At 74.2% G+C, this 12,091-nt stretch carries 10 protein-coding genes and 1 riboswitch; of the genes, 2 read left to right on the forward strand and 8 right to left on the reverse strand.

What is annotated here, in order from left to right:
- Nucleotides 1-281: 281 nt before the first annotated feature.
- On the reverse strand, nt 282-1,289 hold the full coding sequence (locus tag ACWD4A_RS03510) for a bile acid:sodium symporter family protein (protein WP_451188898.1): 1,008 nt from the start codon (nt 1,287-1,289) through the stop codon (nt 282-284).
- 270 nt (nt 1,290-1,559) lie between these two features.
- On the opposite strand from ACWD4A_RS03510, the gene ACWD4A_RS03515 reads away from it, so the two are divergent.
- Nucleotides 1,560-2,453 carry an SCO1860 family LAETG-anchored protein gene (locus ACWD4A_RS03515; protein ID WP_451188937.1) on the forward strand — a complete coding sequence of 298 codons (894 nt, stop codon included), beginning with the start codon at nt 1,560-1,562 and terminating at the stop codon, nt 2,451-2,453.
- A 215-nt stretch (nt 2,454-2,668) separates the two neighbouring features.
- On the opposite strand, the gene cobC is transcribed toward ACWD4A_RS03515, so the two are convergent.
- Both cobC and ACWD4A_RS03525 read right to left on the reverse strand, forming a co-directional pair.
- Complete coding sequence (gene cobC / locus ACWD4A_RS03520) at nt 2,669-3,721, reverse strand: Rv2231c family pyridoxal phosphate-dependent protein CobC (RefSeq protein ID WP_451188901.1); 1,053 nt, start codon at nt 3,719-3,721, stop codon at nt 2,669-2,671.
- A gap of 92 nt (nt 3,722-3,813) precedes the next feature.
- On the reverse strand, nt 3,814-4,137 hold the full coding sequence (locus ACWD4A_RS03525) for a cobalamin biosynthesis protein (protein ID WP_451188903.1): 324 nt from the start codon (nt 4,135-4,137) through the stop codon (nt 3,814-3,816).
- Nucleotides 4,138-4,206: 69 nt separating this feature from the next.
- Here ACWD4A_RS03525 and ACWD4A_RS03530 point away from each other — a divergent pair, with 69 nt between their 5' ends.
- Entirely contained in the window at nt 4,207-4,935 is a 729-nt protein-coding gene (locus ACWD4A_RS03530) for a ZIP family metal transporter (protein ID WP_451188906.1), read from the forward strand.
- Between the two features lie 2 nt (nt 4,936-4,937).
- Here ACWD4A_RS03530 and ACWD4A_RS03535 read toward each other — a convergent pair whose 3' ends face one another.
- From ACWD4A_RS03535 to ACWD4A_RS03555, 5 genes are all read right to left on the reverse strand, one after another.
- The gene (locus ACWD4A_RS03535) at nt 4,938-6,329 is read right to left on the reverse strand and encodes a cobyrinate a,c-diamide synthase (protein ID WP_451188908.1); all 1,392 of its coding nucleotides are present in this window, start codon (nt 6,327-6,329) and stop codon (nt 4,938-4,940) included.
- Complete coding sequence (gene cobO, locus ACWD4A_RS03540) at nt 6,326-6,922, reverse strand: cob(I)yrinic acid a,c-diamide adenosyltransferase (RefSeq protein WP_451188911.1); 597 nt, start codon at nt 6,920-6,922, stop codon at nt 6,326-6,328. Before cobO ends, ACWD4A_RS03535 begins: the two co-directional genes overlap by 4 nt.
- Entirely contained in the window at nt 6,923-9,001 is a 2,079-nt protein-coding gene (locus tag ACWD4A_RS03545) for a putative cobaltochelatase (RefSeq protein WP_451188914.1), read from the reverse strand.
- A gap of 166 nt (nt 9,002-9,167) precedes the next feature.
- The gene (locus tag ACWD4A_RS03550; RefSeq protein ID WP_451188916.1) at nt 9,168-10,685 is read right to left on the reverse strand and encodes a cobyric acid synthase; all 1,518 of its coding nucleotides are present in this window, start codon (nt 10,683-10,685) and stop codon (nt 9,168-9,170) included.
- Nucleotides 10,678-11,646, reverse strand: a complete 969-nt coding sequence (locus ACWD4A_RS03555) for a cobalamin biosynthesis protein (protein ID WP_451188919.1) — start codon at nt 11,644-11,646, stop codon at nt 10,678-10,680. The genes ACWD4A_RS03550 and ACWD4A_RS03555 overlap by 8 nt, the downstream gene beginning before the upstream one ends.
- A gap of 119 nt (nt 11,647-11,765) precedes the next feature.
- Nucleotides 11,766-11,888, reverse strand: a riboswitch (cobalamin riboswitch).
- Nucleotides 11,889-12,091 lie beyond the last annotated feature (203 nt).

Consider the following 12,091-nt stretch of genomic DNA (forward strand, 5'->3'; position numbering starts at 1 on the left):
AAGGCCAATGGGAAATCCCTGGCCCTGAGGGTGATTTCGGACCGTCGGGTGTCTTACTCAAGGACGAGGCGAAGATCGGTCCCGCGGTGGAGAGGGTCCGCCGCTGAGGCCGACGCGCCGCGTGCCCGCCTCCGGAAGTCTGTTCCCATGAACCGTACGACAGTGTCAACCGTGTCAACGCACCACCGGACCACCGCCGATGACCACGTCACCGCCCGCCGCGCGGTGCGCGCGGTGTCGGGGGACGACCATGTGACGGTGTTCCCCGGGCCGTCCGGCCGTCACTCCCGCTTCGCGCGGGACATCCACGCGGCCACCGCCGCGCCCGAGACGTTGTGCCACACCGAGAACACGGCCGCGGGCAGGGCCGCCGCCGGACTGAAGTGCGCCGTGGCCAGGGAGGCCGCGAGCCCCGAGTTCTGCATGCCGACCTCGAAGGCCATGGCCCGGCTCGCCGGCCGGCCCAGCCGGGCCAGCCGTCCCGTCGTGTAACCGAGGGCCAGGCCGAGGGCGTTGTGCAGGACGACGGCCAGGAACACCAGGCCCGCGGCGTCCTTGATCCTGGCCGCGCTGCCCGACACCACGATGAGCACGAGAACGGCGACCGTCAGCGCCGACAGCCACGGCAGGACGCGCAGCACCCGGTCGACGTACCGGCCGAAGAGCATACGGACGAGCACCCCGCCGAGGACCGGGACGAGCACCGTCTTGAGAATGTCGGTGACCATCGCCCCCGTGTCCACGTCCAGGAACCGGCCGGCGAGCAGCAGCGCGAGCGGCGGGGTCACCAGCGGGGCCACCAGGGTCGAGACCGTCGCGACCGACACCGACAGCGCGACGTCGCCCCGGGCGAGGTAGGTGACCACGTTGGAGGCCGTGCCGCTCGGCGCGCAGCCGACCAGGATCACCCCGGCGGCCAGTTGCGGCGGCAGGTCGAGCACGGTGGCGATCAGCCAGCCCAGCCCCGGCATGATCACATAGTGGGCGACGAGACCGAGTCCCACCGCCCAGGGGCGCCTGGCGACGGCCCGGAAGTCCGGCGCCGTCAGCGTGAGTCCCATCGTGAACATCACCACGCCGAGCAACTGGGGCACCGCCGGTGCCCAGCCGGTGAAGTGCGAGGGGGCCGCGAGCCCCACCCCGCCCGCGGCGAGCACCAGCAGCGGGAAGACGGTCACGGCCAGCCGCGCCGCCCGGTCGCTGGCGGCGGTGCCGGTCCCGGTATCGGTCCCAGTATCGGTATCGGCGGGAACGGTACGGGGCTTCGGGGTGGTCCGCTCGGTTGGCATACGGCGGAACCTAGCGATCACCTCGGCCGCCGAACAGGGGTAACGCAGGTGACGAGAATCAACTCTCGCGCCGGGCGAATCGAATGCGACAGCGAAACCTGCTCGTTGGAGTGAACTGCTGTCAGTGGGCCGCCCATTCACCCTCCAGGGGTCAAATATGGCGGGGTCCCGCCGTCGGCGCGTGCTGTCCCCCGTAGACCGCGCCGACGGCATCACACCTCTTGTGGGGGTTCCACACACGTGTACAGCACCACCAGCGCTTCCTTCGGCATGCCCTTACGCCGCCTCGCCGCGGTCGTCGCGGCGGCAGCCGCGACCGCCACCGCCGTCGCGGTCCCCGCGCATGCCACCGGAGGCGGAACGGGCGGCGAGGGCACCTCCGGCGCGGCCGTCCTGCGCGCCGGACTCGACGTCGCCCTGCTCGACAAGACCGTCCGCGTCCCGCTCCACACCTCCCTGAACGAGGTGCACGCGCCGGCCGACGCCGACGAGACGGCCCTCACCGTCACCCTCGACGGCGTCGAACACGGCACGCCCGTCAACGTCCTGCGCGCCGACACCGCGACCGCCCGCGCCACCGCCGACCACAACAGGTCCGAGGGCTACGCCAACCTCGTCCACGCCCGGGTGCACGTCCCCGGACTGCCGTTCCTCTCGCTCGTCGAGGTCCAGCAGGTGACCTCCAAAGCGGTCTGCGAGGCGGGCCGGAAGCCCACGGCCACGGCGAACCTGCTCGGCGGCGTCACGGTGCTCGGCGAGAAGGTCACGCTCACCACGGGCGGACCCACGAAGGTCGACGTACCCGGGGTGGGACAGGTACGGCTGGACCTCTCCCGCACGGCGACCACCTCACGGACGGCCGCCGCCGGCGCGCTCTCGCTGCGCGTCGCCGTCAATCCGCTGAAGCTGAACGTCGCGGAGGTCTCGGGCGAGGTGACCCTGGCGGAGGCGACCTGCGAGACGCCGGCGGCGGCACCCGGTGCACCCGGCGCTTCCCCCGCGGGCACCAAACAGCAGACGGCTGCCCGTACGCCCGCCAAGGACTTGGCGGAGACCGGTGGTGGCTCCGCCACGCCGTATGTGGCCGGGGCGGCGGCGGTGCTTCTCGCGGCGGGAGGCGGGGCGTTCGCGCTCGCGCGCCGCCGCAGGTCCCCTCGGGCCTGAGCCGGGGGAGACCCCCGGACCCCGCAACACGGCTTCGCCGCGTTGTCCTCAAACGCCGGACGGGCTGATTTTCCGGACTGTGGGCTTTTATCTGCGGGCCCGCAGATTACGGACTACGTCCGCATATCCAGCCCGTCCGGCGATTGAGGACGCGCCCGCAGGGCGCTCCCGCCGCAGGCGGCGAACGGCCCGCAGACGGCAACGGCGAGAAACCCTCAAAGATCGGCCAGCGCCAGCGTCAGCGCTTCCACGAAGCGATCCGTCGTCGCACGCTCGCGAACCGCCAGCCGCAGATACTCCGGGCCCAGCCCCGGAAACGTGTCGCCGCGCCGCACCGCGAAGCCCAGCCCCCGCAGCCGCGACCGCACCGCCACCGCGTGCGGCATCCGCACGAGGACGAAGGGGCCCGCGGCGGGCCCGTACACCTGGATGTCCTCGAACGAGGAGAGCGCGGCCACCAGATGGGCCCGGTCGGACTCCAGATGGTGCGCCGCTTGCGCCGCCTCCGCGAGCGCCGGGGGAGCGCTGCACACCTCCGCCGCCGCGAGCGCCGGCGACGACACCGGCCACAGCGGCTGCGCCCGCTCCAGCCGCGCGATCGCGCCCGGCGAGGCGAGGACGTAACCGATGCGCAGCCCCGCCAGCCCCCACGTCTTGGTGAGGCTGCGCAGCACCACCAGCCCCGGCAGGTCCGTACGGGACGCCAACGACTCGCGCTCGCCCGGCACCGCGTCCATGAACGCCTCGTCCACCACCAGGGTCCGCCCCGGGCGGGCGAGCTGCGCCAGCGCCTGCGCCGGGTGCAGCACGGACGTCGGATTCGTCGGGTTGCCGACCACCACCAGATCCGCGTCGCCCGGCACCGCGCGCGGGTCCAGCCGGAAGCCGTCCGCCGGGTCGAGCAGCACCCGCTCCACCGTGTGCCCCGCCGCCCGCAGCGCCGCCTCCGGCTCCGTGAACTGCGGGTGGACCACCACCGGCCGCCGTACCGGCAGCGCCCGCGCCAGCAGCACGAACGCCTCGGCCGCGCCCGCCGTCAGCAGCACCCGCTCCTCCGGCAGCCCGTGCCGCGCGGCCACGGCACGCCGCGCCGCCCGCCCGTCCGGGTAGGCGGCGAGCCCGTCGAGCGAGCCCGCTATGTGCTCCCGCAGCCACTCCGGGGGCGTGTCCGAGCGCACATTGACCGCGAGGTCGGTCAACTCCGCCCCGCCGCCCCGCACTTCGACGTCGCCGTGGTGCCGCAGATCGGGTTCACTGGGTGTGTGCATGGCCGCGGGCCACCTTCTCTTCTTCCTTGACGCCGACAGGGCCGGGGCGGACAGCCCGCCCCAGAACCGTACTGACGGCCCGTGCGCGGCACTCAACCGGGTCCGCGCGCGACGGCGCAGGTCACCCGCGCCGCCTTCCGCTTCCCCACCACCAGCACCCCGCGCGGGCCCGCGGCCAGCAGCGCCGCGGCCTCCGCCACACCGGGCGCGCCCACGGCGGCGAGGGCCGCACCGGACGGGTTCGGCACCGCGACCGCCGCGAGCGCCTCCGCCCCGTACGCCAGCAGCGGCACCCCCAGCCGGGCGGCGGCCTCCAGCAGACCGGGCTCGCGGGCCTTGGCCTCGGCGGTCGCGAGAGCCACGGGCACCCCGACCAGCACCTCCCCGACCAGCGCCAGCACCTCGTCGGCGGTCACCCCCCGGCGGGCGCCCACACCGACGTACAGGTAAGCAGGAGACAGCGCAGCAGTGAGGAGGGTGGACCCGTGCCGGTCGTCGTCGCCCTGGGCGCGTTCCTGACGACACTGCTGGGCGGCTGGACGGCCCAGCGGGTCACCGACCGGCGGCACCTCGTCCTCGGGCTCGCGGGCGGGCTCATGCTGGGCGTCGTCGGCCTCGACCTGCTCCCGGAAGCGCTGGAGGCCGCCGGGCACAAGCTCTTCGGCGTACCGGCCGCACTGCTCTGCTTCGTCCTCGGCTTCCTCGCCGCCCACCTCGTCGAACGGCTCCTCGCCGTCCGCAGGGCGGACCACCGGCCCGCCGACGACACCACCCGCGCCCCTCAAGTGGGGCTCACCGCGGCCACCGCGCTGGTCGGCCACAGCGCCATGGACGGCGTCGCGATCGGCGCCGCCTTCCAGGTGGACAGCGGCATGGCCGCCGCCGTCGCGCTCGCCGTCATCGCCCACGACTTCGCCGACGGCTTCAACACGTACACGATCACCGACCTGTACGGGAACGACCGCCGTCGCGCCCTGCTGATGCTCGGGGCCGACGCGCTCGCCCCCGTCGTCGGTGCCGCGTCGACCCTGCTGTTCACCCTTCCGGAGTACTTCCTCGGCATCTACCTCGGGTTCTTCGGCGGAGTGCTGCTCTACCTCGCGACCTCCGACATCCTCCCCGAGGCCCACCACACGCACCCCGCCCGCTCCACCCTCGCCTGCACGGTGGCCGGAGTGGCGTTCGTCTGGCTCGTCGTGGGCCTCGCGAGCTGACCTCACGGGCGCGACAGCGCCGCCACGAAGCGGTGCGCGGTGCCGGGCGCGCCCGCCCAGTGGGTGTGGAGGTACGAGGCGTGGACGCCGCCCTGCGCGAAGCCCTCCGTACGGCGCTCCGGGTGCGTGAACCCCCACGCGGGCGTGGAGCCCGCGCCCGGTTCCAGCACCGTGCGGTGGAACTCGTGACCGCGCACCCGGGAACCCGCCGGGGCCAGCGGGTTGTCCGCGAGCGCCACCGCCTCGCGGTAGCCGAGCGTGAGCCGCTCCGACATCCGCGCGTCCGCGGGCAGCACGCCGCACATCGGCTTGCCGTCCAGCGAACGGGAGAGGTAGAGCAGACCGGCGCACTCGGCGGCGACGGGCGCGCCGCGTTCCGCCAGGGCGGCGACCGCCTTGCGGAGCGGTTCGTTGGCGGAGAGCTCGGGGGCGTACACCTCGGGGAAACCGCCGCCGATGACCAACCCGGCCGTGCCCTCCGGGAGTTGCTCGTCCCGGAGGGGATCGAACGCGACGACCTCCGCGCCTGCCGCGGTGAGCAGTTCCATGTGCTCGGCGTACGAGAACGTGAACGCGGGGCCGCCGGCGAGGGCGACGACGGGCCGGGCGGCGGGGCTGGGGAAAGACTCCGGCGACCACGCGGAGTCCGCCAGCGGCGGCGCGCTGCGTGCCAGGGTCAGCAGGCCCTCCAGGTCGCATCCGGCGCGCACTTGGTCGGCCTGGGCGGCGACAGCCGCCACCGCTTCGGGGCGGCGTTCCGCGACCGGGACCAGGCCCAGGTGGCGGCTGGGCGTGTCGACCGTCCGCACGCGCCGCACGGCGCCCAGCACCGGTACGCCCGACTCCTCCAACGCCTCGCGCAGCAACCGCTCGTGGCGGTCCGAGCCGACCTTGTTGAGGATCACGCCCGCGACCCGTACCTCCGGGTCCCACGACGCGAAGCCGTGCACCAGCGCCGCCACCGAACGCGACTGCGACGACGCGTCCACGACCAGCACGACCGGCGCCTTCAGCAGCTTCGCCACATGGGCCGTCGACGCCAGCTCTCCCGCCCGTCGCCCGCCACCACCCTGATGGAGCGCTTCGCGCGCTGAATCTACGCTCGCGCCGTCGTACAGCCCCATCACCCCCTCGACCACGGCGAGGTCGCAGCCCGCCGCGCCGTGCAGGAACAGCGGGGCGATCCGCTCCGGCCCGCACATGTAGGCGTCCAGGTTGCGGCCCGGACGGCCGGTGGCCAGCGCGTGGTAGCCCGGGTCGATGTAGTCCGGCCCGACCTTGTGCGGCGACACCGCGAGCCCGGCGTCCGCGAAGGCCCGCATCAGGCCGGTGGCGATGGTCGTCTTGCCGCTGCCCGAGGCGGGCGCGGCGATGACGAGACGGGGAACGTTCACCACTCGATGCCCCGCTGGCCCTTCTGGCCCGTGTCCATCGGGTGCTTCACCTTGGACATGTCGGTGACCAGGTCGGCGAAGTCGACCAGCTGCTGCGTCGCGTTGCGGCCGGTGATGACCACATGCTGGGTGCCGGGCCGGTCCCGCAGCACCGACACCACCTCTTCGGTGTCCACCCAGCCCCAGTGCATGGGGTAGGCGAACTCGTCCAGCACGTACAGCTTGTAGGTCTCGGCGGCCAGGTCCCGCTTGACCTGCTCCCAGCCCTCGCGCGCCGCCTCCTCGCTGGAGGCGAGGTCGCGCTGGACCCACGACCAGCCCTCGCCCATCTTGTGCCAGGCGACCGTGCCGCCCTCGCCCGAGTCGCCGAGCACCTTCAGCGCCCGCTCCTCGCCGACCTTCCACTTCGCGGACTTCACGAACTGGAACACCCCGACCGGCCACCCCTGGTTCCAGGCGCGCAGTGCCAGGCCGAACGCCGCGGTCGACTTGCCCTTGCCGATCCCGGTGTGCACGAAGACGAGCGGCCGGTTGCGGCGCTGACGCGTGGTGAGCCCGTCGTCGGGAACGACGGTCGGCTGTCCCTGTGGCATTTAGGCGGCCCTCCTGGAGCTGGTGTTCCTCACGGTACGTACGAGCGCGGAGACGCTGTCCGCGCGCAGTTCTTCGAGCGTGACCGCCGGGCCGCGCAGCTCGCGGGCCAGCTCGCCCGCGAGCCCGAGCCGTACCGGGCCCGACTCGCAGTCCACGACCACCGACGCCGTGCCCTCGCCCGCCAGCAGCCGCGCGGCCCGTGCCGCCCGCGCCAGCGGCTCCGGGCCCCCGGTGGCCCGCCCGTCGGTCACCACGACCAGCAGCGGACGGCGCGACGGGTCGCGCAGCCGCTCCACCCGCAGCACCTCGTGCGCCTGCAGCAGCCCCGCCGCCAGCGGCGTACGGCCACCGGTCGGCAGCCGCTCCAGCCGGGCCGCGCCCACGTCCACCGACGACGTCGGCGGCAGCGCCACCTCCGCGCCCGCGCCCCGGAACGTGATCATCCCGATCTTGTCCCGGCGCTGGTACGCGTCGAGCAGCAGCGACAGCACCGCGCCCTTGACCGCGCCCATCCGCTTGCGCGCCGCCATCGAACCGGACGCGTCCACGACGAACAGCACGAGATTGCCCTCGCGCCCCTCGCGCACCGCCTCCCGCAGATCGTCACGGCGGACGACCAGCCCCGGACCACCGCGCCCGCGCGCCCGCTGGTGCGGCGCCGCCGCCCGCACGGTCGCCGCCAGGTGCAGCTTGGCCAGCGCACCCCGGGGACGGCGCGCCCCCGTCGTACGGCCGTGCGCGGTACGTGCCCGCGAGCGCCGCCCGTCCGCGCCCTCGCCGAGGCCGGGCACGTCGAACTTCCGCGCGCGGAACGGGTCGGCCGCGGCGACGGCCGCGGCGTCACCGCCCTCGGACGGACCCTCCGCCTCACCTTGGGCCTCCGGCGCCGAACTCTCCTGCCGCGCCGGGGAGTTCTCCCGGTCCTCGCGCTGCGCGGGGACGTCCGGGGTGCCGGGCCCGTCCGCGTCCCGCGGCGGCTCGCCACCGCCGGGGCCGTCGTCCCCCGGTCCGCCGTCCCCGGGCCCGCCGTCCGGGCCCTCCGGCTCCGGGTCGGGCTCGGGCTCGTCGTCCTCGAACCGGCCGAGGATCTCGTCGAGTTTGTCCTCGTCGAGGCCGGGGGCGTCGAACGGCGCACGGCGCCGACGGTGCGGCAGGGCCAGCAGGGCCGCTTGCCGTACGTCCTCGGTGACCACGTCCGTACGGCCCGCCCACGCGGCGAGCGCGGTGGCCGTACGCGCGGTGACGATGTCGGCGCGCATGCCGTCCACCTCGAACCCGGCGCACACGGCGGCGATCCGGCGCAGCGCGCCGTCGCCCAGCCGCACGCCCGGCAGCAGGGCCCGCGCGGCGGCGATGCGCTCGCGCAACGACTCCTCCTCGGCGGCCCACTTGGCGGCGAAGGCGGCCGGGTCCTCGTCGTAGGCGAGCCGACGGCGTACGACCTCGACGCGCTCGTCGGTCTCGCGCGAGGCGGCGACCTCGACGGTCAGACCGAAGCGGTCGAGCAACTGCGGGCGCAGCTCGCCCTCTTCGGGGTTCATGGTGCCGACGAGGAGGAAGCGGGAGGCGTGGCGGACGGAGACGCCTTCGCGTTCGACGTATGAGGCGCCCATCGCCGCCGCGTCGAGCAGCAGGTCCACCAAATGGTCGTGAAGGAGATTGACCTCGTCGACGTAGAGCACTCCGCGGTGCGCGTCCGCCAGCAGGCCCGGCTCGAAGGCCTTCACGCCCTCGGACAGGGCCCGCTCGATGTCGAGCGCACCGACGAGCCGGTCCTCGGAGGCGCCTACGGGCAGTTCGACCATGCGGGTCGGCCGTACTTTTCCGGCCTCCGCCTCATGTGGGCCGTCCGGGCACGCCGAATCCGGGGCGGCCGGGTGGCAGGAGAAGCGGCAGTCATTGACGACAGCGACGTGCGGCATCAGCGTGGCGACGCCACGCACCGCCGTGGACTTCGCGGTGCCCTTCTCGCCGCGCACGAGCACGCCCCCCACAGCCGGCGAGACGGCATTGAGGAGAAGCGCCAGCCGCAGGTCGTCCATCCCGACGATCGCCGTGAACGGATAAGCGGTGCTCATGCGTTGATCACTCCTTCGAGTGGCGTTGCGTTCGTGCGGTGGGTTCCCCGAGGGCCTGACTGGCATGTTGGGGCTGTGTCCCCGCTCTTGCGGGGGTGATCCACTTTTAGGCGAGCACCTTGTGGACTCGCTGCTGTTGTCCCCGCATATGCGGGGTTGCTCCGGATCACGGCGCTCCCGGCGGTACGAATCGCAAACCGCCGGGCACCCCGTCCTCGATCAGCCGCAGCAGCGCACCCGTGTCCGCGTGCTCCTCGATGAGATCACCCAGGCGATCCAGCTGCTCCTCGCGCAGCGCGGCGAACGACGTGTCCGGCGCCGGGACGAACGCCCGCCCCGCCGCTTCCGCGACGCGGCGCAGGAACGCCCGGCGGAAGCCGTCGCTCTCCAGCGAGCCGTGCCAGTGCGTGCCCCACACCGCGCCCGAGCGGCAGCCGTCCAAGAACACCTCGTCCCCGCCCAGCACTTCGGCCACACCGTGGTGGATCTCGTAGCCCTCGACCCGCTCGCCCAGGGCCTCGCCGACGGGCCGGGCCAGGGTCTTCTCCACCGCGAACCGCACCCGCACCGGCAGCAGGCCCAGCCCCGCGACGGTGCCCGCCTTCGACTCGACCTCGTCCTCGATGCGCTCGCCCAGCAGTTGGAAGCCGCCGCAGATGCCCAGCACCGGGCGGCCCTCCGCCGCGCGCCGCGCGATCGCCGCCGCGAGCCCGCGCTCGCGCAGCCACTCCAGCGCCCGTACGGTGCCGCGGGTGCCCGGCACCACGACCAGGTCCGCGTCGGCGAGCTCCTCCGCGCGGTCCACGAACCGCACGACGACGCCCGGTTCGGCGGCGAGGGCGTCCACGTCCGTGAAGTTCGACATCAGGGGCACCGCGCAGACCGCGACGCGCAGCACGTCCGCGCCGTGCGGCGGGGCCACCACGGACTCCCGCACCGCGCCGCGCATCGACACCCGCAGGCCGTCCTCCTCGTCGATGCCGAGGCCGTGGGCGAACGGCAGCACACCCAGGGTGGGCCGTCCCGTCAGACCCCGCAGCATCTCCAGACCAGGCTCCAGCAGCGACACGTCGCCCCGGAACTTGTTGACCAGATAGCCCGCTATGTGCGCCTGGTCCTCGCGGGACAGCAGCGCGGTCGTCCCGAAGAACGACGCGAACACCCCGCCCCGGTCGATGTCGCCGACCACGACGACCGGCAGCCCCGCGGCCCGCGCGACGCCCATGTTCACGATGTCCGTACGCCGCAGGTTGATCTCGGCGGGGCTGCCCGCCCCCTCGCAGATCACCGCGTCATGGGTGCGCCGCAGCTCCTCCAGGCACTCCGTCACGGTGCCGAACAACTGCTCCTGGCGGCCGTTGTGGTAGCCGCGTGCGCTGAGCTCGCCCACCGGCCTGCCCATCAGCACCACTTGACTGCTGCGGTCGCCGCCCGGCTTGAGCAGCACCGGGTTCATCAGCGCGCTCGGCTCGACGCGCGCCGCGGCCGCCTGCATGGCCTGCGCGCGGCCTATCTCGGCGCCCTCGCGCGTCACATACGAGTTGAGCGACATGTTCTGCGCCTTGAAGGGCGCGACCTTGACGCCCTTGCGGACCAGCCAGCGGCAGATCCCGGCGGCCACCACGCTCTTGCCCGCGTCGGAGGTCGTCCCCGCGACCAGCAGGCCCCCACCCCGTTCAGCCACCAGCACTCCTCTTCACGTTCCTCCGGAACAAGCTGCCCACTCCGCGCCCCGCGACAGCCACGCCCAGCGCCAGCAGCGACACCCGCCGGGAGAGCCGCACCGCGCGCTCGATGTCGGCCGTGGCGACGGGACGGTTCTCCGCACCCAGGACGGGGCGGTGCTCGACGCGGCCCCTGTAGGCGAGGGTGCCGCCCAGCCGGACCCCGAGCGCCCCCGCGAACGCGGCTTCCACCGGGCCCGCGTTGGGGCTCGGGTGCCGGGACGCGTCCCGGCGGGCCACCCGCCAGGCGCCCCGCGGATCGGGCCCGGCCAGCACCGTCAGCGCGGCGGTGAGCCGGGCGCCGGGCCAGCCGGCCACGTCGTCGAGGCGGGCCGACGCCCAGCCGAACCGCCGGTAGCGCGGCGACTTGTGGCCGACCATCGCGTCCAGTGTGTTGACGGCACGGAAACCGGCCAGCCCCGGCACGCCCCCGAGCGCGCCCCACACGAGGGCGCCCACGACGGCGTCGGACGTGTTCTCGGCGACGGACTCCACGACCGCGCGGGCGATCTGCTGCGCGTCCAGCGCCTGCGGGTCACGGCCGCACAGATGGGGCAGCCGCTCCCGGGCGAGCTCCACGTCACCGGCGGCGAGCGCGCCCCCGATGGCCCGCGCCTCGCGGCCCAGCGAGGTGCCGCCGAGCACGGCCCACGTGGTGGCCGCGGTCAGGGCGATGTCGGCGGTACGGGAGCGGCGTACGGTACGGGCCAGCAGTCCGGCGGCGGCCGCGGTGCCGCCCGCGCACAGCAGCGTGTGCAGGGCGCCGTAGCCGCGGTGGTCGCGCCACAGCCGTTGTTCCACGGCGAGCGCGGCATGCCCGAACGCGGCCACGGGATGGCCGCGGCGGGGATCGCCCAGGGCGAGGTCACCGAGGAAGCCGAGGGCGGCACCGCACGCGAAACCGAGATGATCGGCGCGCATCGGCTCAGACCGCCGTCACGCGGTACCTGGTGGTGAGGGTGCGGGATGGTCGGCGGCCGGGCATGGCGATGTGTCCTCACTCAGGGTCCGCGCCCTGGCTCGACGTGACCGGCGACCAGAGTCTCCTGGCTCCCGGATCCGCGTCGCCCCGGCCTTCCAGCCCTCGCGGGCCGTGGCTCTCCGGTGGGGAGGCGCTCCCCGGTGACAGTGGCGGGACCGCGCCGGACTCGCACCGGCTTCCTCTGCTGTCGCCGTTTGGCCTCGGCAGTCCACCACGGGCTGTGAACGGCCGTCAACTTTCTCCCGGGGCCGCTCCCCTCGCCGGGGTGGCCGTGCCGCTGCCGGGTGCTCCAGGTCTCCGCTGCCCTGCTGTCGTCCGCCTGCGGCGGGGGCGGCCTGCGGCCGCGTCCTCAAACGCCGGACGGGCTGGAAATCCAGCCCGTCC

The sequence above is a fragment of the Streptomyces sp. NPDC002537 genome (assembly GCF_053594975.1).

Excerpts from the sequence above, each read along its gene's own strand:
- ACWD4A_RS03515 (WP_451188937.1), top strand. The coding sequence starts at position 1,560 with ATGCCCTTACGCCGCCTCGCCGCGGTCGTCGCGGCGGCAGCCGCGACC.
- ACWD4A_RS03555 (WP_451188919.1), bottom strand. The coding sequence starts at position 11,646 with ATGCGCGCCGATCATCTCGGTTTCGCGTGCGGTGCCGCCCTCGGCTTC.
- cobO (WP_451188911.1), bottom strand. The coding sequence starts at position 6,922 with ATGCCACAGGGACAGCCGACCGTCGTTCCCGACGACGGGCTCACCACG.
- ACWD4A_RS03545 (WP_451188914.1), bottom strand. The coding sequence starts at position 9,001 with ATGAGCACCGCTTATCCGTTCACGGCGATCGTCGGGATGGACGACCTG.
- cobC (WP_451188901.1), bottom strand. The coding sequence starts at position 3,721 with ATGCACACACCCAGTGAACCCGATCTGCGGCACCACGGCGACGTCGAA.
- ACWD4A_RS03510 (WP_451188898.1), bottom strand. The coding sequence starts at position 1,289 with ATGCCAACCGAGCGGACCACCCCGAAGCCCCGTACCGTTCCCGCCGAT.